Here is a 21,673-nt window from a genome sequence, read left to right as displayed (position 1 = left end):
GCGCCAGACGGCCCCGCATTCCCGTCGGCCGCGAAAGACGCTGTCACTCAGACGGTGTGCCGGTCCGCCGCCGCCAACGCGTGGTCCAGAATCGCCAGACCCTCCTTCGCCTCGGTCTCGGTGAGCACGCACGGCGGCACGACGTGCAGCCGGTTGAAGTTCACCAGCGGCAGCAACCCGGCCGCCCGGCATGCCGCGACCAGTTCGGTCATCGCCGGGCTCGAGCCGCCGTACGGTGCCAGCGGCTCGCGGGTTTCCCGGTCGCGGACCAGCTCGACCGCCCAGAACACGCCCAGGCCGCGCACTTCGCCGATGCTGGGATGGCGTTGCGCGAGTTCCCGCAGACCCGGTCCGAGCACGCGGGCGCCGATGTCGGCGGCGTTCTCCACGATCCGCTCCTCGCGCATCGCGGTGATGGTGGCCACCGCCGCGGCCGTGGCCAGCGGATGCCCCGAGTAGGTGAGCCCGCCGGGGTAGGCCCGGTCGGCGAAGGTCGCGGCGATGGCCGGACCGATCGCGACCCCGCCCAGCGGCACGTATCCGGAGTTCACGCCCTTGGCGAAGGTGAGCAGGTCCGGCACGACGCCGTCGAAATGCTCGAGGGCGAACCATTTGCCGGTCCGGCCGAAGCCGCACATCACCTCGTCGGCGATGAACACGATCCCGTACGCGTCGCACAGGGCACGCACGCCGGCCAGGTATCCCGGCGGCGGGACCATGATGCCCGCGGTGCCGGGGACCGTTTCGAGCACGATCGCCGCGATCGTCTCCGGCCCCTCGAACGCGATGGTCTGCTCGAGATGCGCGAGCGCGCGCTCGGCTTCCTCGGCCTCGGTGGTCGCGTGGAACTGGCTGCGGTACAAGAACGGTCCGAAGAAATGGACCACGCCGGTGTTGCCGTGGTCGTTGGGCCAGCGCCGCGGGTCGCCGCGCTCGGGTTGGCTCGCCGTGCCGTCTACGTGCCGCTGGCCGTCGAGGTCGCCGCGGCGGCCGAGTCCGATCCGCTGGCCGGTCAGCGCCGCACGGCGGGCATCGTGGACGCGGTGACGCACGGGCTGGGGCTGGCCAAGGTGACCGCGCTGGTCGCCACCGAGCCGGGCGACCGGGTGTCGTTGATCGTCGCGCTGCCCCGGGCCGGCGATCCGGACGAGGCATTGGCCGCCGCGTGCGCCGCGATGCTCGGCGAGGTCCGGCGCGTCGACGGAGTGCGCGGGGTGGTGATCGGCGCGGGCACCATTTCGGAAACACTGCTGGACACCGCCTACGGCCTCCCGCACGCCGCGCACGTCGCGGAAGTCGCGCTCTCGCTGCGAACTTCGGCGTCTCGGCCGTTCTACCGCAGCGGCGACGTGCGGCTGCGCGGACTGCTGTCGCTGATCCGGGCGGAGCCGGGCGTGCAGCGCTTCGCCGAGACCGAGCTGAGCGCGCTGCTGCGCTACGACATCCGCCACGACGCCGATCTGACCCGCACGCTGCGGCAGTTCCTCGATCTCGCGGGCAACAAGACCGAACTCGCCCGCAGGCTCGGAATCAGCCGCCCCACCCTCTACGAACGGCTCGCCCGCATCGCGCGCATCCTCGAAGTCGATCTCGACGACGGCGAGTCCCGCACCTCCCTGCACACCGCGCTGTTGATCCGTGATCTGACGGCGAGTCCGGGTCAGGGGTGATCCCGGTCGCCACGCCGTTGTCGCGCGACCGCGGTTCGCGTGAGACTGGGCCCAATTGTTCCGGACGCCCACGGCGCGGCGCCGGTACGAGGAGGCGGCCCGAGCCAACCTCGCGGCCGAACTCGCCGCGCTCACCACGGAACAGCCGGACGCGCTCAGGTGATGATCAGAAGTTCGGTGGCAGAGGCGATCTCGGCTCGCAACCCCGCTTTGGCCGCCACCCGTGCGACGCCCCGCACGTCGGCTGGTTCGGCTCTGGTGAGCACGAGGGCACGCGCCAGCAGACCCTTGTGGTGTTTGTTGAAATGACTCACCACCGTGCGCGACCCATCCGGATGCTCGGTGAGGACGTTGGCGGTGATCGCGCCGGGCACCCGCCCCAACTGCTGATAGGTGCCCGAGCGCAGGTCGACGACGAGTTCGCCCGCCGCCTCGGCGTGCAGCGCCGCCGCGAGCTCGTCGCGCCAGACGGCCGAAAGAGTCGGCAGACCGGGTAGTTTCGAGCCGCCGGACAGACGGTACGCGGGAATCGGGTCACCGGCGCGGACCGCGCCGAACAGCGCGGAGCCGATGCCGAGCCGGGCATCCGCCTTGGCCCGCTGCGCCTTGGTGAACGAGCGCGCGTCGAGCGCGTCGTAGAGCACGCCGGTGTAGCGCTCCAGCGCGGGCCGCGTCGGCGAGGTGCGCAGCGCGGCGTTGCGGGCGATCTCGCCGTCGGCCCCCTTGCCGAGGCCGAGCGCGTGCCGGGAGCGTTCCGGGTCGGCCGCCAGGCGCACCACTTCCTCGATCAGCCGGGCGCGCACCGCCGTGAGCTGCGGCATCGCCAGCGAGTCCAGGGTGAGCGGCGCCCCGGCGCCGCCGTCGGACTTGGTTTCGGAGGGAGGCAGCAGGACCAGCACGAACGAATACGGTAATGCGCTGGGACCGGCGTCCGGCCAGCGACTACCCTGTGCTTCCGTGATCACCCGCCTCTCCCGCCTGTTCCTGCGCACTCTCCGCGACGATCCCGCCGACGCGGAGGTGCCCAGCCACAAACTCTTGGTCCGTGCCGGCTACGTGCGCCGCGTCGCCCCGGGTGTCTACTCGTGGCTGCCGCTGGGCCTGCGTGTGCTGCGCAAGGTCGAGGACGTGGTGCGCGCGGAGATGGACGCGATCGGCGGGCAGGAGATCTCGCTACCCGCGCTGCTGCCACGCGAACCGTACGAGACCACCAACCGGTGGACCGAATACGGCGACGGCCTGTTCCGGCTGCGCGACCGCAAGGGCGCGGACTACCTGCTCGGGCCCACCCACGAGGAGCTCTTCGCGCTCACCGTGAAGGGCGAGTACAGCTCCTACAAGGACCTGCCGGTCACGCTGTACCAGATCCAGACCAAGTATCGCGACGAGGAGCGCCCGCGGGCGGGCATCCTGCGCGGGCGCGAGTTCGTGATGAAGGACTCCTACTCCTTCGACCTGGACGAGGACGGCCTCAAGGCCAGCTATCACGCGCACCGCCAGGCCTACCAGCGCATCTTCGACCGGCTGCGGGTCAAGTACGTCATCGTGGCCGCCACCTCGGGCGCGATGGGCGGCAGCGCGTCGGAGGAGTTCCTGGCCGACAGCCCGGTCGGCGAGGACACCTACGTGCGCTGCCCGGAATCCGGCTACGCGGCCAACGTGGAGGCGGTGGTCACGCCCGCTCCCGAACCGCTGCCCATCGAAGGACAGCCCGAGGCGGTCGTGCACGACACCCCGGACACTCCCACCATCGCGACGCTGGTGGACTGGGCCAACGGCGCGGGCATCGCCGAGCGCTACGGCCGCCAGGTCACCGCGGCCGACACCTTGAAGAACGTGATGGTCAAACTGCGCCACCCCGACGGGAAGACCGAGATCGTCGGCATCGGCGTCCCCGGTGACCGCGAGGTCGACGACAAGCGCCTCGGCGCCTCGGTCGAACCGGCCGAGGTCGAGTTGCTCACCGAAGCGGACTTCGCCGAGAATCCGTTCCTGGTCAAGGGCTACATCGGCCCGAAGGCGTTGCAGGCCAACGGCATTCGGTACCTGGTCGACCCCCGCGTCGGCACCGGCACCAGCTGGATCACCGGCGCCGACGAGCCGGGCAGGCACGTCGTCGGCCTGGTCGCGGGCCGCGACTTCGTCCCGGACGGCACCATCGAGGCCGCCGAGGTCCGTGACGGCGACCCCTCGCCCGACGGGCGCGGCACCCTGGTGGCGGCCCGCGGTATCGAGATCGGCCACATCTTCCAGCTCGGCAACAAGTACACCGACGCGTTCGAGGTGGACGTGCTCGGTGAGAACGGCAAGCCGGTGCGGCTGACCATGGGGTCCTACGGCATCGGCGTCTCCCGCATGGTCGCGGTGATCGCCGAGCAGCAGCACGACGACAAGGGGCTGCGTTGGCCCGCGGCGGTCGCGCCCTACGACGTGCACGTCGTCATCGCGAACAAGGACGACGCGGCCCGCGCGGGCGCCGAAGAGGTGGTGTCCGGCCTGCACGCGCAGGGCTTGGACGTGCTCTTCGATGATCGCACCGCCTCGCCGGGCGTGAAGTTCAAGGACGCCGAGCTGCTCGGCATGCCGCTGGTGCTGGTGATCGGCCGCGGCTGGGCCGAGGGCAAGGTCGAGCTGCGCGACCGCTTCACCGGCGAGACCGAGGAACTGCCCGCCACCTCCGCGGTGGACGCGGTGGTGGCCAGAGTTCGCGGCTGACTCGTTTCCCCGAACGGCCCCCGGCAGAAAACGCCGGGGGCCGTTCGCTATCGGCACGAAGGCCGCAGGAGAATGCGCACGCGGGAACGGGACGGTGTCCACCTACGCGACCGTAACCTGAATTCGCTGGTCACAGATCCGCAGACCTTGTCCATGCTGCTGTTACCCGCTGGTAAGTTAACCCGCATGACAAACAGCGACGTGCGGTTGTTCAACCCCGCCACCTATGATCCGCAGCAGTTCGACGCCGAGACGCGGCGCCTGCTGCGCGCCACGATCGAGTGGTTCGAGGGGCGGGGCAAGCAGCGTCTGCTCGCCGACGACGCGAATGCGGTGTGGACCGCGGACTTCCTCGACTTCGTGAAGAAGGAGAAGTTGTTCGCCACCTTCCTGACCCCCGCGGCGTACGCGGACGGTGACCCGGACCGCCGCTGGGACGCCGCGCGCAACGCGGCGCTGTCGGAGATCTTCGGCTTCTACGGTCTGGCGTACTGGTACGCCGAGCAGGTGACCATCCTCGGTCTCGGCCCGATCTGGCAGAGCGACAACGAGGCGGCCAAGAAGCGCGCGGCCGCCGACCTGGCCGCGGGTGAGGTGATGGCGTTCGGTCTGTCCGAGCAGACCCACGGCGCCGACATCTACAACACCGACCTGGTGCTGACCCCGACCGAGCCGGGAAGCGCGGACGCCGAAGCCGGAATCCTCTTCCGCGCCAACGGCGAGAAGTACTACATCGGCAACGGCAACGTGGCCAGTATGGTGTCGGTGTTCTCCCGCCGCGCCGACCTCGAAGGCGCCGACGCGTATGTCTGGTTCGCCGCCGACTCCAGGCACGAGAACTATCGCCTGCTCGGCAATGTCGTGCACCAGCAGATGTACGTGAGCACCTTCCGGCTGGAGAACTACCCGGTGCGCGCAGAGGACATCCTGCACACCGGCCCCGAGGCGTTCTCCGCGGCGCTGAACACCGTGAACGTGGGCAAGTTCAATCTGTGCCACGGCGGGATCGGCATGGTCGAGCACTCCTTCTACGAGGCGATCACCCATGCGAACAACCGCGTCCTCTACGGCAACCCGGTCACCGAATTCCCGCACGTGCGGGCGAATTTCGTCGACGCCTACGCGCGCATCATCGCGATGAAGCTGTTCAGCGACCGCGCGATCGACTACTTCCGCGGCGCGAGCCTGGAGGATCGCAGGTACCTGCTGTTCAACCCGATGACGAAGTCCAAGGTGACCTCCGAGGGCGAAACCGTCATGACGCTGCTGCTGGATGTGCTGGCCGCCAAGGGATTCGAGAAGAACACCTACTTCGCCGAGGTGCAACGGCTGATCAGCACGCTGCCCCGGCTCGAGGGCACGGTGCACGTGAACGTCGGGCAGATCCTGAAGTTCATGCCCAACTATCTGTTCGACCCGCAGGACTACCCGGAGATCGGCACCCGGCAGGACGCGGCCGACGACGCGTTCTTCTGGCGCCAGGGCCCGGCGCGGGGCGCGGGCAAGGTGCGCTTCGCCGACTGGGCGCCGATCTACGACAAGCACGCCGACATCCCGAACGTGAGCCGGTTCTACGAGCAGGCGCAGGCGCTGCGCACGCTGCTGACCACGGCGGCCCCGGACGCCGCGCAGCAGAAGGACCTGGACTTCATGCTGACCATCGGCCACCTGTTCTCCCTGGTGGTCTACGGCCAGCTGATCCTGGAGCAGGCCGCGATCACCGGCTTGGACCGCGACCTGATCGACCAGATCTTCGACTTCCAGGTCCGCGACTTCAACGGCTACGCCACCGCGCTGTACGGCAAGCCGTCGGCCACGCCGGACCAGCAGGGCTGGGCGGCATCCGCGTTGCGGCCGCCGGTCGCCGATCGCCCGCGCTTCGACCGGGTGTGGGCCGAGGTCGCGTCCTACGACGGCGCGTACGAGATGCGGCCGTAGGTCGGTTGTCGAGCGAACGGCGGCCCGGGGCGCCCGCGGCCGCCGTACGCGTCGTTTCCTTTGCGGCGCATCAGATCTCGGGCAGTCGGCCCGGTCGACGGGTCAGGCTTTGCCAGGAAACGCGACCGTGGGCGGATTCGCGCCGAGAATCGACTGCCACGCGGCCAGCCGGACGGCGGCCTCGGTGAGCGCTTCGACGCCGGTGCGCCGGATGGCCATGGAGTCACCGCGCTCGACCACCGACCGCCAGGCCACGGCGGTGTCGGACTCGACCGTCACGGCCAGCTTGGCGGCCGAGATCGGATCGGTCACGGCGAACGGCACCGTGTAGGCCGCGTCCGGCGGCGGCACCGTCGCGCCGCTCAGAGCGAGGGCGTCCACCGTGGTGTCGCGGCGAGCCCGGTGCGCGGCGGTGTGCTCGGCGACCAGCCTGGTGCGCTCGGAGGAGGCGTAGGCGGCGATCACCCCGTAGGCGTACACCGCGCCGTATTCGGCGTTCAGCGCGCCGATGAGCGCTCGGCGTTCGTCCTCGGTCATGCCAGCAACACCCCCGTCTGCACCGCGCAGGCCGCGCTGATCGAAGCGAGCAGACCGGCCCGATAGCCGGTCAGGGCGCGGGCGAGTTCGGCCGCCGATTTCTGGGAGGCGGTGAGCTGCGTGCGCAGCGTCTCGACGCTCGGCGGCGGGGTGGGCGGCACGGCGCTGCCCGAAGCCACGGCCGACGGGCCGGACGCACCGGCGCGGGTGCGGTGCGCCGGTTTGGTGCCGTCGGCGTAGACGCCGATCGCGCGGTCGATCTCGGTGCGCAAGGCGTCGGCGTGGGCGGTGCGCTCGGCCGCGATCGCCGCCAACGCGGCGTGCCGGTCGGGCGCGACGGCGATGGCCGCGGTCGCCGCCGCGGCGTCGGATCGGGCCGCGACCTCTTGTGCGGCAAGCGGATCCGGCTCGTGGACCACGTCGTCACCGGTGCAGCCGACCAGCGCGCCGAGGGCGATCACCCCGGCCGTTCCGCCGCAGGCGAGACGTAGCGCGCTGCGACGATCCAGGGTGGCGCGGCGGTGCTCGTGCCGGTCGGAGGGCATGCCGGTAGTGCGCCCGGCACGCGGCGGGGCGGGAAGGCGGATGGGCACGGCACTATCGTGCCAGACTCGCGGGGCGTCGCCGGACGAGCATCGGCCGTGGCGTGCGGACTCCGAGACCGCTGGTCCTTTACACTCTCGTGGCGCGTTACGCTAGACCTTCGGTAGAGAAATTTCCCGCCGCGTCACAACTGAACCAGGAGCCGCCCACATGCCGATGCCGACCGAGGAAAGGGTGAGCCAGCTAGTAGCTGGTCTCGTCGAACGCCGAGGATTCGATCTCGAGGGCGTCGAGATCTCGACGGCGGGCACGCGCGTGGACGCGCAGGCTCGGGTGCAGGTGACCGTGGACCGCGACACCTCCGATCTGGACTCCCTGGCGACTCTGAGTACGGAGCTGTCGGCGCTGCTGGACGACGCGGGGGAGTTCGGCGAGACGCCCTACCTGCTGGAAGTCACGACCCCCGGGATCGACCGCCCGTTGACCGCCGACCGGCACTGGCGTCGGGCGCGCGGGCGGAAGGTGCGCGTGCGACTACACGAAGGCGCACAGCCCCCTGAGGGGTCGGCGACCTTCGAGGCCAGGGTCGGCGCGCTCACCGGTGATTCGGTGGCGCTGGTGCTCGGCGGCAAACGCGACCCGCACCGGGTGACGGTCCCGCTCGCCGACATCGCCACGGCCGTCGTCCAAGTCGAGTTCTCCCCGCCGAGTGCTCGAGAGCTGGAACTCACGGGCGGAGTCGTTCCGGGGCGGCCCGCTCCGGGTGCGGACGACGCGGTGGCGGTCGAGGACGCCGCGCAGCTCCGAGGAACACCGAATGCACTGTCCGAATCCGTAACAGCGTCCGATTCGCCGACCGAAGGGATCGTGGAATGAACATCGAAATCGAAGCCCTGCGCGCGATCGTCGCCGACAAGGGGATCTCGATCGAGACCGTGATCTCCGCGATCGAGTCGGCGCTGCTCACCGCGTACCGCCACACCGAGGGCCACCAGCCCAACGCGCGCATCGACATCAACCAGAGGACCGGCGTGGTCCGGGTGATGGCGCGTGAGGTGGACGCCGACGGCAACGTGATCTCCGAATGGGACGACACCCCGGAGGGGTTCGGCCGGATCGCGGCGACCACCGCCAGGCAGGTCGTACTGCAGCGGCTGCGCGACGCGGAGAACGAGAAGTCCTTCGGTGAGTTCTCCACCCACGAGGGCGACATCGTCGGCGGTGTGGTGCAGCGCGACGCGCGCGCCAACGCCCGCGGCACCATCGTGGTGCGCATCGGCAGCGAACTGCACGGCGCGGAGGGCTTGATCCCGCCCGCCGAGCAGGTGCCCGGCGAGACCTACGAGCACGGCGACCGGATCAAGTGCTACGTCGTCGGGGTCTCCCGTGGGCCGCGTGGACCGCAGATCACGCTGTCGCGCACCCACCCGAATCTGGTGCGGCGCCTGTTCGCGCTGGAGGTGCCGGAGATCGCCGACGGCTCGGTGGAGATCGTCGCCGTGGCGCGCGAGGCGGGGCACCGATCCAAGATCGCCGTGCGCACCACGGTGCCCGGCGTCAACGCCAAGGGCGCCTGTATCGGGCCCATGGGACAGCGCGTGCGCAACGTGATGAGCGAACTGGCCGGCGAGAAGATCGACATCATCGACTACGCCGACGATCCGGCGACCTTCGTCGGCAATGCGCTCTCGCCGTCGAAAGTGGTTTCGGTCACTATCGTCGACCCGGAGGCAAGGGCGGCCCGCGTAGTGGTCCCCGATTTCCAGCTTTCCCTGGCGATCGGCAAGGAGGGGCAGAACGCTCGCCTGGCCGCGCGGCTGACCGGCTGGCGCATCGATATCCGCAGCGACGCCGCGCCCGACATGGGCGGATCCGTTCGGACGGAGGCGCATCGCAGTTGACCGGAGCCCGCCCGCGGAGTGCTCGGGATGACAGGTTCGTAACTTCCGCGGGGGAGGGGTTCGGCGTTCCGAGCGTGGCAGCGGTAGAGTGGTCCAAGGTTCAGTCCGAGTCTTCGGTTTCCATGCCCGACCGCACCACCGAGCAGCACCAGGCGCCCCGGCGCCGAGCGGCTCCGGTACGGACGTGTATCGGGTGCCGGAAGCGCGAGCTGGCCGTCGATCTGTTGCGGATCGTGGCTCGGGACCGTGAGACCGGAGACGGCTCCCACGTCATCGAGATCGTTCCCGATCCGCGGCGCAGACTTCCCGGACGGGGTGCCTGGCTGCACCCCCTTTCGGCTTGTCTGCGCGCGGCAGAGCGGCGCCGAGCGATCGGCAGAGCACTACGAGTGTCCGGACATCTGGATATCTCAGCCCTGGAGCATTACCTCGAGAACAGGCACGAGCACTCATGAGCACACCGTGAAGTACCAACGATGAACGTCCATCGGAGATAACCCGAGGTCGTGCGGGCCGCCGTCCCCAACGGTGGCGCTGCTCGGCCTCTCAGTGAGGAGAGCAGTGGCAGGCAAGGCCCGCGTGCACGAGTTGGCAAAAGAACTCGGTGTCACGAGCAAGGAACTACTCGCAACGCTCAAGGAGCAGGGCGAGTTCGTGAAGTCGGCGTCCTCGACGGTGGAAGCTCCCGTCGCTCGCCGGCTGCGTGAGTCGTTCGCGGCGAAATCCGCCCCGTCCAACGGCAACAAGCCGGGTGCACGCCCCGGACCGTCCGGTCGTCCGGCCCCCAAGCCCGCGGGCGGAGGCCCGCGTCCAGGTCCCCGTCCGCCGGCGCCCACTCCGGCGCCCACCGCGCAGGAGACCGCCGCTCCGGCCGCGCGCACCGGTGAATCCCCAGCCGTGAAGCCGGGCCCCGCCGCGCGTCCCGGACCGTCCCCGGCGCCCAAGCCCGCCGCCCGGGAATCGATCAACCCGCAGGCCGCCGCGGCTTCGGGCGCGAGCGCGAGTTCCGCGCCCGCCCCGGCCGGTCCGCGTCCGACGCCGGGCGGCCCGCGCCCCGGGCAGCAGCAGCAGCGTCCCGGCGGCCCCGGCCAGGGTGGACATCGCCCGGGTGGCGCGGCTCCCGGCCCGCGTCCTGGGCCGAAGACCCCGCGTGTCGGTAACAACCCTTATTCGTCGGCTCCCGAGCGTCCCGCGCCGCGTCCGGCCCCCGGTCAGGGTGGCCCGCGTCCCGGTCCGTCCCAGGGTGGTCCGCGTCCCGGCCCCGCTCAGGGTGGCCCGCGTCCCGGTCCGTCGCAGGGTGGTCCGCGTCCCGGCCCCGCTCAGGGTGGCCCGCGTCCGGCGCCCGGCCCTGGTGGTCCGCGTCCCGGCGGCCCGCGGCCGAGCCCCGGCTCGATGCCGCCTCGTCCGAATCCCGGCGCGATGCCGTCGCGTGCGGCGCGTCCCGGCGGCGCCGGAGGCCCCGGTGCGGGTCGTCCCGGTCGTCCCGGTGGCGCCGGTGCCGGTCGTCCCGGTGGCGGCGGTGGCGGTGGCTACCGCGGTGGCGGTGGCGGCGCTCCCGGTGCCGGTGCGGGTGCGCCCGGTGCCGGTGGTGCGGCCGGTGGCTTCCGCGGTCGTCCCGGCGGCGGCGGTGGCGGCGGCGGTCGTCCTGGCGGTCCCGGTGGCCGCGGTGGTGCGGCAGGCGCGTTCGGCCGTCCCGGTGGCGCGCCCCGGCGTGGCCGCAAGTCGAAGCGGCAGAAGCGGCAAGAGTACGACTCGATGCAGGCGCCCGCCGTCGGCGGCGTGCGGCTGCCGCGCGGCAACGGCGAGATCATCCGGCTCGCTCGCGGCGCGTCGCTGTCGGACTTCGCCGAGAAGATCGACGCGAACCCGGCCGCGCTGGTGCAGGCCCTGTTCAACCTCGGTGAGATGGTCACCGCGACCCAGTCGGTGAACGACGAGACCCTCGAGCTGCTGGGCAGCGAGATGAACTACGTCGTCCACGTGGTCAGCCCCGAGGACGAGGACCGCGAGCTGCTGGAGTCGTTCGACCTCACCTATGGCGAGGACGAGGGCGGCGAGGAAGACCTCGAACAGCGTCCGCCGGTGGTGACCGTCATGGGTCACGTCGACCACGGTAAGACCCGCTTGCTGGACACCATCCGCAAGGCGAACGTCCGCGAAGGCGAGGCAGGCGGCATCACCCAGCACATCGGCGCCTACCAGGTGCTCACCCACCTCGGCGACGAGGACCGGCTGATCACCTTCATCGACACCCCGGGTCACGAGGCGTTCACCGCCATGCGCGCCCGTGGTGCGAAGGCCACCGACATCGCGATCCTCGTGGTCGCCGCCGACGACGGCGTCATGCCGCAGACGGTGGAGGCGATCAACCACGCGCAAGCGGCCGACGTGCCGATCGTCGTGGCGGTCAACAAGATCGACAAGGAAGGCGCCAACCCGCAGAAGGTGCGTCAGCAGCTCACCGAGTACGGCCTGGTCGCCGAGGAATACGGCGGCGAGACCATGTTCGTCGACATCTCCGCCAGGCAGAACATCAACATCGATGCGCTGCTCGAGGCGGTCCTGCTGACCGCGGACGCGGCGCTGGACCTGCGGGCCAACCCGGACATGGACGCGCAGGGTGTGGCCATCGAGGCGCACCTCGACCGTGGCCGCGGCCCGGTGGCGACCGTGCTCATCCAGCGCGGCACCCTGCGGGTCGGCGACTCGATCGTGGCGGGAGACGCCTACGGCCGGGTGCGCCGGATGGTCGACGAGCACGGCGACGACGTCGAGGCGGCGCTGCCGTCGCGGCCGGTTCAGGTCATCGGCTTCACGTCGGTGCCCGGCGCGGGTGACAACCTGCTCGTGGTCGACGAGGACCGGATCGCCCGGCAGATCGCCGATCGGCGCAACGCGCGCAAGCGCAACGCGCTGGCCGCACGCAGCCGCAAGCGGATCAGCCTGGAAGATCTGGATGCCGCGCTGAAGGAAACCAGCGAGCTGAACCTGATCCTCAAGGGCGACAACTCGGGTACGGTCGAGGCCCTCGAAGAGGCGCTGCTCGGGATCCAGGTGGGCGACGAGGTGCGGCTGCGGGTGATCGACCGCGGCGTCGGTGGCGTCACCGAGACCAACGTCAACCTCGCTTCGGCGTCGAACGCGATCATCATCGGATTCAACGTCCGCGCCGAGGGCAAGGCGACCGAGCTGGCCAACCGCGAGGGCGTCGACATCCGGTACTACTCGGTGATCTACCAGGCCATCGATGAGATCGAGAAGGCCCTCAAGGGCATGCTCAAGCCGATCTACGAAGAGGTCGAGCTGGGGCGGGCCGAGATCAGGGCGATCTTCCGTTCGTCGAAGATCGGAAACATCGCCGGTTGCATGGTCACGTCGGGCTCGGTCAAGCGCAACGCCAAGGCGCGCCTGCTCCGGGACAACGTGGTGATCGCCGAGACGATGTCGATCTCGTCGCTGCGCCGGGAGAAGGACGACGTCACCGAGGTCCGCGAGGGCTTCGAATGCGGTATGACGGTCACCTACTCCGACATCAAGGAAGGCGACATCATCGAGGCCTACGAACTGCGCGAGAAGCCGCGCGACTGATAGACCGAGACGAGTCCGGGCGCCGCGCGAAGTGCGCGGCGCCCGGCGGGTCTTCCTGACTGGGGAGGGTGTGGGTGTACCTGGGTGCACTGGAGTTCGACCTGCTGCTCGGCGATGTGCATTCACTGAAACAGAAGCGCTCGGTGATCCGGCCGATCCTGGCCGAATTGCAGCGTTTCGGTGTGAGTGCCGCCGAAGGCGGGGAACACGATCTATACCGTCGTTCGCTGCTGGGCGTGGCCATGGTCAGTGCGGGCATGGATCATCTGACCGAGGTGCTGGACAAATGTGAACGGCACGTCGCGGCCCGTCCGGAGTTACAGTTGCTGGCGGTGCGCCGCCGAATTTTCGGGCCCGAGGACTGACCGCGGCGCAGCGACGGAGCTCGGGTGGCGGCCGCGAGCCACGCTCCGACCGCCATCGAACAGAGTTGATAGTGAGGAGGAAACGGCCATGGTGGATCAAGCCAGGGCACGCCGACTCGCCAAGCGGATCTCCTCGATCGTCGCGACCGCGATCGAGTACGAGGTGAAGGACCCGCGGCTGCGTTTCGTGACCGTGACCGACGCCAAGGTCACCGGCGATCTCCGGGAGGCGACGGTGTACTACACCGTGATGGGTGAAACCCTAGACGCCGAACCGGATTACGACGGTGCGGCGGCCGGACTGGAGAAGGCCAAGGGAGTTCTGCGCTCCAAGGTGGGCGCGGGTACCGGGGTGAAGTTCACCCCGACGCTGGCATTCGTACTGGACACCGTGCCCGACGCGGCACGGCAGATGGAGGAACTGCTCGCCAGGGCGCGGGCCGCGGACGACGAGGTCGCCAAGGTGGCCGCCACCGCCAGGCCCGCGGGCGACGCCGACCCCTACAAGGTCGAACGCGACGCCGACGAGTGACATGCGGTAGTCGATGACGACGATGCGAGAAACGGCCGGCTTGGACACGGCCGTGGCGGCGCTCGACGCCGCGCGCTCGGTGACCATCGTCTGCCATGTGCAGCCCGATGCGGACACCATAGGAAGTGGTCTGGCGCTGGCGCTGGTGCTGCACCGGCGCGGCGTCCCGGTGCAGGTGTCGTTCGCCGAGCCCGCGGAATTGCCCGTATCCATGCGGTCGCTGCCCGGCGTACGGCACCTGGTGGCGCCCGCCGAAGTGCGCGCCGAGGTCGACCTGCTGGTCGCGGTCGACTGCGGCAGCGCGGGCAGGCTCGGTGCGCTCGTCGACCGATTGTCCGGTGCCGCAACGACACTGGTGATCGATCACCATCGGTCGAACACGCGGTTCGGAGCGATCAACGTGGTCGATCCCGCCGCGGAGTCCACCACGAGCCTGATCGCGCGACTGCTCGACGCGTGGGGTGTGCCGATCGATGCGGACGTGGCGCATTGCCTGTACGCCGGTCTGGTCACCGACACGGGTTCGTTCCGGTGGGTGCGGCCGGGTACCCACGAACTGGCGGAGCGGCTGCTGGCCACGGGAATCGACGGCGCGCATATCGCCCGCACCTTGATGGACACGCACCCGTTCGGATGGCTGCCCATGTTGGCGCGGGTGCTCGGGACGGCGCAGCTCGTCCCGGAGGCGCGCGGCGGCGTCGGATTGGTGTACGCGTTCGTGCGGCGCGACGACATCGACGACGTGCGTTCGGAGGAAGTCGAGAGCGTCATAGATATCGTGCGCACGACCGCCGAAGCGGGAATCGCCGCGGTGTTCAAGCAATCTCGTGTGGTGCCGGATCGGTGGACGGTATCGCTGCGCTCACGGGACAGCGGAGCGTGTGCGGGCGACGGGGTGGACGTCGCAGAGGTGGCCACGACACTGGGTGGTGGTGGGCATCGCTTCGCGGCCGGGTATACCGCACACGGCGCGCCCGAGGACCTGATCGGCGCGCTGCTGACCGCGCTCGGATGACCGTGTTCGATCCTCGGCGAATGCCGGGTCGGCTCTCATCAAAACGTCCCGACCCGACGGGTTTTCGAGTGCTGAGGCCGAATTCGTCGCCCGGACGAGTCCGCGGATCGACCGGGGCGGTGTGCGGATGCGGCGCGCTCCTGGCATGTGCGGGGCGCCCCGCGTTCGCGCCCGGTGCCCTGCGGGCGCTTGCCTGTCGAGTGGCGCGGGAAGTCGAGCCGGTTCGCCCGCCTCGCCATCCGAACCCGGTTCGGCGTCGTGCCACATGTCCGGAATCACCGGTGATGCGACCCTCTCCGCGACCGGAGCCGGACGCCGCCGAGTTTGTCGGTGGGCCGTGCCAAGGTGGGAGCCGGATCGCAACGACGGTGGTCTCGGAGGACGACATGCGGGGGAGGTGTTCGTGAGCGCGCAGGGTTCCAGTGGGGCGGATATCGGTGACCAGGTCCTGCGCGCGAGCGAGCCGGAAACCGTCGACCGGGCCGCCGCCGCCGGGCCCAAGCGCATTCTCGGCCTGGCGTTGCCCACCCTCGGTGTGCTGGTCGCCGAACCGATCTACCTATTGTTCGACCTGGCCGTGGTCGGCAGGCTCGGCGCGCTCGCGCTGGCCGGGCTCGCCGTGGGCGGGTTGATCCTGGCGCAGACGAGTTCGCAGCTGACCTTCCTGTCCTATGGCACCACCGCGCGCTCGGCGCGCCGTCACGGCGCGGGCGACCATCAAGGAGCCGTCGCCGAGGGCGTGCAGGCCACGTGGATCGCGGTGGCCGTCGGCGTCGCGATCCTGCTGCTGGTCCAAGCGTTCGCCGTGCCGGTGACCAGCGCCATCGCGGGCGGTGGGGACATCGCGGCGCAGGCGCTGGACTGGGTGCGGATCGCGCTGTTCGGCGTGCCGCTGATCCTGATCTCCATGGCGGGGAACGGGTGGCTGCGCGGCGTCCAGGAGACGCGCAGGCCGTTGGTCTACGTCGTCGCCGGACTCGGGGTGTCGGCGGTGCTCTGCCCGGCGCTGGTGCACGGACTGTTCGGCGCACCGCACCTGGGTCTGCCGGGCTCGGCCGCGGCGAACGTGGCGGGTCAGATCGTCACCGCGGGCCTGTTCCTGAAGGCGCTGATCCGCGAGGAGGTTTCCCTCGCCCCGCACTGGTCGGTGATGCGTGCCCAGCTCGTCCTCGGACGCGACCTGATCGTCCGCAGTTTCGCCTTCCAGGCGTGCTTCGTCTCGGCGGCTGCCGTCGCCGCGCGTTTCGGCGCCGCGTCGGTGGCGGCCCACCAGTTGGTGCTGCAGCTGTGGAATTTCCTGGCGCTCGCCCTGGACGCGCTGGCCATCGCCGCGCAGACGCTCACGGGCGCGGCTCTGGGCGCGGGTGATGCCACCGGCGCCCGAGGGATCGCCCGGCGCGTGACCCGCTGGTCGGAGATCTTCAGCCTCGGGCTCGCCGCCTGCTTCGCGGCGGGGGCGGTGGCGATCCCCGCGCTGTTCACCGATGACCCGGACGTGCTGGAGCGCGCGCACGTGGTGTGGTGGTTCTTCGTCGCGCTCATTCCCGTGGCGGGCATCGTCTTCGCGCTCGACGGCGTCCTGCTCGGAGCCGGTGACGCGGCCTACCTGCGCACCACCACGCTCGGAGCGGCCCTGCTCGGCTTCCTGCCCGCTATCTGGTTGTCGCTGGCCTTCGACTGGGGCGTCGCCGGAATCTGGTCCGGCCTCGCCGCGTTCATGCTGTTGCGGCTGATCGCCGTCGCGGGGCGGGCGCTCTCGGGCCGGTGGACCCTGGTCGGCGCCGAAGTGCCGAGGTGAGCGACACCCGGCTCGGCCGGTGCGCGCGAATCCGAAACGATGTGCCAAGGTAGGTGTGGTGATACCCAAGTTGATGGCGGTGAGCGACATTCATGTCGGGCACCAGGGGAATCGGCCGGTCGTCGAGCAGATCAAGGCGGACTCGCCGGAGGACTGGCTCATCGTGGCCGGCGACGTGGGGGAGAAGACCGACGACATCCGGTGGGCGCTGGAGCTGCTGCGCCGCCGGTTCGCCAAGGTGATCTGGGTGCCGGGCAATCACGAGCTGTGGACGACGGCCAAGGACCCGGTGCAGATGGTCGGGGTGGCACGCTACGACTACCTGGTGTCGATCTGCCGCGACCTGGATGTGTTGACGCCGGAGGATCCGTTTCCGGTGTGGCAGGGCGCGGGCGCGGAAGAACACGGCGGAGCGGTCACGCTGGTTCCCATGTTCCTGTTGTACGACTACTCGTTCCTGCCGGAAGGAGCCACCACCAAAGCGGAGGGTCTGGCGATCGCGCGTGAGCGCAACGTGGTTGCCACCGACGAATTCCTGCTCTCGCCGGATCCGTACCTGACCAGGGACGCGTGGTGCCACGCCCGGGTGCAGGTGACCAAGCGCAAGCTCGACGCGCTCGCCCCGGGCACCCCGATCGTCCTGATCAACCACTTCCCGCTGGTGCGGCAGCCGACCGACGTGCTGTTCTACCCGGAGTTCGCGCTGTGGTGCGGCACCGAACTCACCGCGGACTGGCACACCCGTTACAACGTGGTCTGCTCGGTCTACGGTCACCTGCACATCCCGCGGACCTCGCACTACGACGGCGTCCGATTCGAGGAGGTCTCGCTCGGCTACCCGCGCGAGTGGCAGCGCCGTGGCCTGCCCGAGCGATTGCTGCGCCAGATCCTGCCGACCCCGCAGTATCCGCCGGGCACGCTGAACAAGTGGGGCGGACACTTCCAGGTGACTCCCGAAATGGAAGCCGCCGCCGCGGAGATGCGCAGCAAAGCGCAGCAGCGGCGCGGGCTGGCGTAGTCCCACGCACATGGCGCTGCGATCCCACCCGGTGCGGCTCGACTACGCTCGTCGGTGATGATCGAGAACATTCTGCCCGCGGGTGTGGCCTCGGCCGAGTTGCTGGCGTACCCGGAGGATCTGCGGCCGCATCCGGCGGAGGAGCATCTCATCGCCAAGTCGGTGGAGAAGCGGCGCCGTGACTTCATCGGCGCGCGGCATTGCGCCCGCCTTGCGCTCACGCAACTCGGTGAGCAGCCGGTCGCGATCGGCAAGGGCGAGCGCGGCGCTCCGGTGTGGCCGCGCGGAATCGTCGGCAGCCTGACCCACTGCGACGGCTACCAGGCCGCCGCGCTCGGTCACAAACTGCGGTTCCGTTCCATCGGCATCGACGCCGAGCCGCACGCCACCCTGCCGGACGGCGTACTGGACTCGGTCAGTCTGCCGCCGGAGCGGGAATGGCTGAAGACCACCGAGTCCGAATTGCACCTGGACCGGTTGCTGTTCTGCGCCAAAGAGGCCACCTATAAGGCGTGGTTCCCGCTGACGCTGCGCTGGCTCGGCTTCGAGGACGCGCACATCACGTTCGAGATCGAGGACAGCTCCGCCGCTTCCGGGCGCGGCAGCTTCCATACCGAACTGCTGGTGCCGGGGCAGACCACCGACGGCGGCACGCCGCTGCTCGCGTTCGACGGTCGTTGGCTGATCACCGACGGGTACATCCTGACCGCGATCGCGCACGTCTGATGGACGGACTCGGCGGGCTGCTCGTCATCGACAAGGCCGGTGGCTGGACCAGTCACGACGTCGTCGCGAAGTGCCGGAAGCTGCTGCGCACCAAGAAGATCGGCCACGCGGGCACGCTCGATCCGATGGCGACCGGTGTGCTGGTGCTCGGCGTGGAACGCGCGACCAAACTGCTCGGCCTGCTCACCCTGACCACCAAGGCGTACACCGCGACCATCCGGCTGGGGCAGGCGACCAGCACCGACGACGCCGAGGGCGAGGTGCTGGCCACGACACCGGCCGGTCACCTCGCCGACGCCGACATCGCCACGCGCACAGCTGAACTGACCGGGAACATCGAGCAGGTGCCCGCCACGGTCAGCGCGATCAAGGTGAACGGCGAACGTGCCTATGCCCGCCACCGTGCGGGCGAGGACGTGCAGTTGGCCGCCCGCCCGGTCACGGTGTCGCGGTTCGACGTGCTCGCGCGGCGCGAGGTCGGCGATTTCGTCGACCTGGACGTGGTGGTCGAATGTTCCTCGGGTACCTACGTGCGCGCGCTGGCCAGAGACCTGGGCGCCGGGCTCGGCGTCGGCGGCCACTTGACCGCGTTGCGCCGCACCAGCGTCGGGCCGTTCACGCTCGAGCATGCACGCACCTTGGACGATCTGGCCGCCGCCGCTGAGTCCGGCGTGCCGCCACTGAGCCTCGATATCGATGCCGCGGTGCGAACGGCGTTCCCGCGCCGCGACATCGATGACAAGCAGGCCGACGATCTGCGCAACGGACGCTGGCTCGCTCCGGCCGGAATGCCCGGCGTCTACGCCGCCATCGATCCGGAAGGCCGCGCTATCGCCCTGCTCCGGGAATCCGGTAATCGCGCGTCCTCGGTGATGGTCGTCCGCCCCGCCAATCTCTGATCCCGGGCGATAGTGGTTGACCACCTCGCGGCGCTTGCTCGGCACTGTGCAATGCTCGCACCTGCCCGTGCCGCAGGATTCGAGCCTCGTCTGCTGATTTCCGTGACCGGCTCCGGCCCGCCGCGGGCGTTCATCACATAAATACCGCCGCAAGGAAATTCGCGCAGTGTGGGAAAGTCGGCTGCGGCGGCAGTGGCCGGGTAGCGGTCGCGGTGAGTCGGCGTTCAGGAGCCGATCTGGTGCCGGAGGCGTTGCACGGCGTCGTCCATGTGCTCGACGAGCAGAGCGCGGGCGCGTGCGGGGTCGCCCGCGCCGATCGCGTCGCGCAGGCCGATGTGTTCGCGGGACTGTTCCCGCAGGTCCGGATAGGTCGTCTGCAAGGCGCCCAAGCACATGCGCGTCTCGATCAGCAAGGTGCGAGCCGCGCGTACCAGCCGCGGACTGGCCGCACTCTCCACCAGCGCCTCGTGGAAGGCCTGGTCGGCCTCCGACACGCCGACCGCGTCGCCGCGTTCGGCGCACGCGATCATCTCCTCGACGCTGGGACCGAGCGCCTCGTAGGCGATGGGGCGGCGACCGTCCAGGATCAGCTCCAGTGCGCCGCCCTCCAGTGCCGTCCTGGCCCGGTAGATGTCGACGACGTCGTCGAGGCTCAATTCGATGACGAAGATGCCGCGGTGGCGGATGCTGCGCAGCAGACCCTCGGACACCAAGCGCTGCATCGCCTCGCGCACCGGCCCGCGCGAGACCGCGAACCGCGCCGCGAGGTCGGCCTCGCCGAGCTGCGACCCTGGCGCGAGACTGCCGCGCATGATCGCCTCGCGGAGCCGATCTGCGATCATCTCCGCGGTCGACTGCCGGTTCACCGGCTCGAAATCAACGACGGACATCGATCTGCCTTTCCGCGAACAAGGTCCCGAATCCGGGAACGACCGGCTCGGCGCCGGCCAGCCGCAGCCCTGCCCAGATCGTGACCTGGTTGGCCGTCAGCACCGGTTTGCCCAGCGTAGCCTCCAGGTCCGGCAGCACCGCCACGGTGTGCATCGCGGTGTCGGGGATGAGCAGCGCCTCCGCGTCGGGATGGTCGTTGTCCGCCGCCAGCCGCAGCACCTGGGCCGGGGTGAGGGTGCCGACCTCGGCGGCGGTGTCGATCCCCGCGCTGGACATCGAGACGACGTCGATGCGCGCGTCGGCGAGGAACTCCACGAACAGCCGGGCGACCTCGTCGGGATAGCTGGCGGCGACCGCGACGGTGCGCAGTCCCAGCGTGTGCACGGCGTCGGCGAACGCGATGCTGGTGCTGGTCGCCGGGACGCCCGCGACCTCGGCCAGCGCGCGCACCTGATCGCGCGCGCCCTCGGGTCCGTAGACGAAACTGCCCGACGTGCAGGCCCAGACGATCGCGTCGGGGCGGTGCCGGGCGAGCAGCGAGGCGCCGAGGCGCAATTTCTCCGGGCTGCCCAGTTCGAGCAGTTCGGGGACGGCGTGCAGATCGGTGCCGTAGATGTGGGCCACCGGAAGGTGCGCGCCGAGCGCTGCCGCCGCGAGCGGGTAGTCGTCCTCGGCCGCGTGGTCGGGGTAGATGAAACCGACGGTGGGTGCGTGCATGTGATGTTCTTCCTTCAGAAAACGTTGAGCAGCCACTTGCCCGGGCCCATCATCGGGAGCTTCATCCGGCCGAGACATGCCCACATGGTGAGTTGGTTGGCGGTGAGCACCGGCTTGCCGAGGGCTTTCTCCAGCGGCTCGATCACGTCGTACGTGGGCAGGTTGGTACAGCTGACGAAGACGGCCTGGGCCTCGGGGTCGTCGGCGCCGACGATGCGTTCGGCGATCGTGCGATAGCTGACCTTCCAGATGCCGCCGCCGAGCCCGAGGTGATCGGAGCGCACCACCGTGCACCCGGCTTCGGCGAGGAACTCGTGCAGCCGGTGGGTGAGGATCTCGTCGTACGGGGTCAGTACCGAGATCCGGGTGAGGTCCAGATGGCGGATCGCTTCGAGCAACGCGCCCGAGGTGGTGACCGCGTCCAGCGCCCCGGCACGGCAGATGGTGTCGCGCAACGACTTCTCGTAGGCGAGGCCTTTGATGAAACTGCCCGATGTGCACAGGTAGGCCACGACTTCGGGTTCCACGTGCAGGACGTTGCGGGTGGCCGCGGTGAGATGCGCCGCGTCGGAGACCAATTCGGCCATCTCCAGCGACACCGGAACCGGTTCGTAGGGGGTACGGGCCAGGTGCAGACTCACCTCCAGAGGCGCCCAGCGCCAGAGCTCTCGTTCGAGGGCGAGGTCGAACGGTGCGATGATCCCGATACCCCGTTGTGCAACGGGCCCTTCGAGGTCGGGAAAGCTCAAATCCACTACGGCCCCTCTCGCGCTCAGCCGGGACGACCTCCGAACACGATCGGATTGTTGACAATCATACG

The 21,673-nt window shown here is 70.0% G+C and carries 20 protein-coding genes and 1 pseudogene; 14 read left to right on the top strand and 7 right to left on the bottom strand.

The features are described from left to right. Positions 1 to 47: 47 nt before the first annotated feature. Positions 48 to 929 (bottom strand): annotated as a pseudogene (locus tag ACFV2O_RS09185) (aminotransferase class III-fold pyridoxal phosphate-dependent enzyme); the annotation flags it as partial. On the opposite strand from ACFV2O_RS09185, the gene ACFV2O_RS09180 reads away from it, so the two are divergent. Further along, positions 879 to 1,670, top strand: coding sequence for a PucR family transcriptional regulator (locus ACFV2O_RS09180; RefSeq protein ID WP_379251391.1), 792 nt, complete (start codon positions 879 to 881; stop codon positions 1,668 to 1,670). The pseudogene ACFV2O_RS09185 and the gene ACFV2O_RS09180 sit on opposite strands and share 51 nt — an antisense overlap. A gap of 155 nt (positions 1,671 to 1,825) precedes the next feature. Here ACFV2O_RS09180 and yaaA read toward each other — a convergent pair whose 3' ends face one another. Then, positions 1,826 to 2,569 (bottom strand): peroxide stress protein YaaA, encoded by a 744-nt coding sequence (gene yaaA / locus ACFV2O_RS09175; RefSeq protein WP_356961402.1) that lies wholly within the window; start codon positions 2,567 to 2,569, stop codon positions 1,826 to 1,828. Between the two features lie 58 nt (positions 2,570 to 2,627). Between yaaA and ACFV2O_RS09170 the strand changes: the two genes are divergently transcribed. Continuing rightward, complete coding sequence (locus tag ACFV2O_RS09170; RefSeq protein WP_379251389.1) at positions 2,628 to 4,385, top strand: proline--tRNA ligase; 1,758 nt, start codon at positions 2,628 to 2,630, stop codon at positions 4,383 to 4,385. 186 nt (positions 4,386 to 4,571) lie between these two features. After that, positions 4,572 to 6,323 (top strand): acyl-CoA dehydrogenase family protein, encoded by a 1,752-nt coding sequence (locus ACFV2O_RS09165; RefSeq protein WP_379251387.1) that lies wholly within the window; start codon positions 4,572 to 4,574, stop codon positions 6,321 to 6,323. 102 nt (positions 6,324 to 6,425) lie between these two features. Here ACFV2O_RS09165 and ACFV2O_RS09160 read toward each other — a convergent pair whose 3' ends face one another. Together ACFV2O_RS09160 and ACFV2O_RS09155 are read right to left on the bottom strand one after the other, a co-directional pair. Then, the gene (locus ACFV2O_RS09160) at positions 6,426 to 6,860 is read right to left on the bottom strand and encodes a ferritin-like domain-containing protein (protein ID WP_379251385.1); all 435 of its coding nucleotides are present in this window, start codon (positions 6,858 to 6,860) and stop codon (positions 6,426 to 6,428) included. Then, complete coding sequence (locus ACFV2O_RS09155; protein ID WP_379251383.1) at positions 6,857 to 7,453, bottom strand: hypothetical protein; 597 nt, start codon at positions 7,451 to 7,453, stop codon at positions 6,857 to 6,859. The genes ACFV2O_RS09160 and ACFV2O_RS09155 overlap by 4 nt, the downstream gene beginning before the upstream one ends. Positions 7,454 to 7,613: 160 nt before the next feature. On the opposite strand from ACFV2O_RS09155, the gene rimP reads away from it, so the two are divergent. From rimP to truB, 11 genes are all read left to right on the top strand, one after another. Then, on the top strand, positions 7,614 to 8,279 hold the full coding sequence (gene rimP, locus ACFV2O_RS09150; protein ID WP_379251381.1) for a ribosome maturation factor RimP: 666 nt from the start codon (positions 7,614 to 7,616) through the stop codon (positions 8,277 to 8,279). After that, a complete protein-coding gene (nusA, locus tag ACFV2O_RS09145; protein ID WP_355070087.1) occupies positions 8,276 to 9,304 on the top strand; it encodes a transcription termination factor NusA in 1,029 nt (342 codons plus the stop codon). The genes rimP and nusA overlap by 4 nt, the downstream gene beginning before the upstream one ends. Before the next feature lie 122 nt (positions 9,305 to 9,426). Next, entirely contained in the window at positions 9,427 to 9,759 is a 333-nt protein-coding gene (locus tag ACFV2O_RS09140; RefSeq protein WP_355070089.1) for a YlxR family protein, read from the top strand. 106 nt (positions 9,760 to 9,865) lie between these two features. Next, positions 9,866 to 12,892, top strand: a complete 3,027-nt coding sequence (gene infB, locus ACFV2O_RS09135) for a translation initiation factor IF-2 (protein ID WP_379251379.1) — start codon at positions 9,866 to 9,868, stop codon at positions 12,890 to 12,892. Between the two features lie 74 nt (positions 12,893 to 12,966). Then, complete coding sequence (locus tag ACFV2O_RS09130) at positions 12,967 to 13,257, top strand: DUF503 domain-containing protein (protein ID WP_067810001.1); 291 nt, start codon at positions 12,967 to 12,969, stop codon at positions 13,255 to 13,257. 88 nt (positions 13,258 to 13,345) lie between these two features. Continuing rightward, the gene (rbfA, locus tag ACFV2O_RS09125) at positions 13,346 to 13,789 is read left to right on the top strand and encodes a 30S ribosome-binding factor RbfA (protein ID WP_379251376.1); all 444 of its coding nucleotides are present in this window, start codon (positions 13,346 to 13,348) and stop codon (positions 13,787 to 13,789) included. A 13-nt stretch (positions 13,790 to 13,802) separates the two neighbouring features. Then, positions 13,803 to 14,804, top strand: a complete 1,002-nt coding sequence (locus tag ACFV2O_RS09120; RefSeq protein ID WP_379251374.1) for a bifunctional oligoribonuclease/PAP phosphatase NrnA — start codon at positions 13,803 to 13,805, stop codon at positions 14,802 to 14,804. Between the two features lie 448 nt (positions 14,805 to 15,252). Further along, a complete protein-coding gene (locus ACFV2O_RS09115; protein WP_379251571.1) occupies positions 15,253 to 16,602 on the top strand; it encodes an MATE family efflux transporter in 1,350 nt (449 codons plus the stop codon). 58 nt (positions 16,603 to 16,660) lie between these two features. Beyond that, a complete protein-coding gene (locus ACFV2O_RS09110) occupies positions 16,661 to 17,620 on the top strand; it encodes a metallophosphoesterase family protein (protein WP_379251372.1) in 960 nt (319 codons plus the stop codon). 57 nt (positions 17,621 to 17,677) lie between these two features. Then, positions 17,678 to 18,346 carry a 4'-phosphopantetheinyl transferase Npt gene (gene npt, locus ACFV2O_RS09105; protein ID WP_379251370.1) on the top strand — a complete coding sequence of 223 codons (669 nt, stop codon included), beginning with the start codon at positions 17,678 to 17,680 and terminating at the stop codon, positions 18,344 to 18,346. Next, positions 18,346 to 19,245, top strand: a complete 900-nt coding sequence (gene truB / locus ACFV2O_RS09100) for a tRNA pseudouridine(55) synthase TruB (RefSeq protein WP_379251368.1) — start codon at positions 18,346 to 18,348, stop codon at positions 19,243 to 19,245. Before npt ends, truB begins: the two co-directional genes overlap by 1 nt. Positions 19,246 to 19,469: 224 nt before the next feature. Here truB and ACFV2O_RS09095 read toward each other — a convergent pair whose 3' ends face one another. The 3 genes from ACFV2O_RS09095 to ACFV2O_RS09085 are packed head-to-tail and all read right to left on the bottom strand — an operon-like array spanning position 19,470 to position 21,608. Beyond that, a complete protein-coding gene (locus ACFV2O_RS09095; RefSeq protein WP_355070104.1) occupies positions 19,470 to 20,135 on the bottom strand; it encodes a GntR family transcriptional regulator in 666 nt (221 codons plus the stop codon). Further along, on the bottom strand, positions 20,122 to 20,853 hold the full coding sequence (locus ACFV2O_RS09090) for a maleate cis-trans isomerase (protein WP_355070106.1): 732 nt from the start codon (positions 20,851 to 20,853) through the stop codon (positions 20,122 to 20,124). Before ACFV2O_RS09090 ends, ACFV2O_RS09095 begins: the two co-directional genes overlap by 14 nt. Before the next feature lie 14 nt (positions 20,854 to 20,867). Next, positions 20,868 to 21,608, bottom strand: coding sequence for an Asp/Glu/hydantoin racemase (locus ACFV2O_RS09085; protein WP_356961417.1), 741 nt, complete (start codon positions 21,606 to 21,608; stop codon positions 20,868 to 20,870). Positions 21,609 to 21,673 lie beyond the last annotated feature (65 nt).

This window comes from Nocardia sp. NPDC059691 (genome assembly GCF_042733915.1).
Classification (GTDB): Bacteria; Actinomycetota; Actinomycetes; order Mycobacteriales; family Mycobacteriaceae; genus Nocardia; species Nocardia sichangensis.
Note: the sequence above shows the minus strand (reverse complement) of the source record. Positions and strands in the feature narration are given on the sequence as shown.

Coding starts and splice junctions, on each gene's coding strand:
- truB (WP_379251368.1), top strand. CDS start 18,346: ATGGACGGACTCGGCGGGCTGCTCGTCATCGACAAGGCCGGTGGCTGG.
- rimP (WP_379251381.1), top strand. CDS start 7,614: ATGCCGATGCCGACCGAGGAAAGGGTGAGCCAGCTAGTAGCTGGTCTC.
- ACFV2O_RS09090 (WP_355070106.1), bottom strand. CDS start 20,853: ATGCACGCACCCACCGTCGGTTTCATCTACCCCGACCACGCGGCCGAG.
- ACFV2O_RS09140 (WP_355070089.1), top strand. CDS start 9,427: ATGCCCGACCGCACCACCGAGCAGCACCAGGCGCCCCGGCGCCGAGCG.
- npt (WP_379251370.1), top strand. CDS start 17,678: ATGATCGAGAACATTCTGCCCGCGGGTGTGGCCTCGGCCGAGTTGCTG.
- ACFV2O_RS09095 (WP_355070104.1), bottom strand. CDS start 20,135: ATGTCCGTCGTTGATTTCGAGCCGGTGAACCGGCAGTCGACCGCGGAG.
- rbfA (WP_379251376.1), top strand. CDS start 13,346: ATGGTGGATCAAGCCAGGGCACGCCGACTCGCCAAGCGGATCTCCTCG.
- ACFV2O_RS09165 (WP_379251387.1), top strand. CDS start 4,572: ATGACAAACAGCGACGTGCGGTTGTTCAACCCCGCCACCTATGATCCG.
- nusA (WP_355070087.1), top strand. CDS start 8,276: ATGAACATCGAAATCGAAGCCCTGCGCGCGATCGTCGCCGACAAGGGG.
- ACFV2O_RS09180 (WP_379251391.1), top strand. CDS start 879: ATGGACCACGCCGGTGTTGCCGTGGTCGTTGGGCCAGCGCCGCGGGTC.
- ACFV2O_RS09160 (WP_379251385.1), bottom strand. CDS start 6,860: ATGACCGAGGACGAACGCCGAGCGCTCATCGGCGCGCTGAACGCCGAA.
- ACFV2O_RS09120 (WP_379251374.1), top strand. CDS start 13,803: ATGACGACGATGCGAGAAACGGCCGGCTTGGACACGGCCGTGGCGGCG.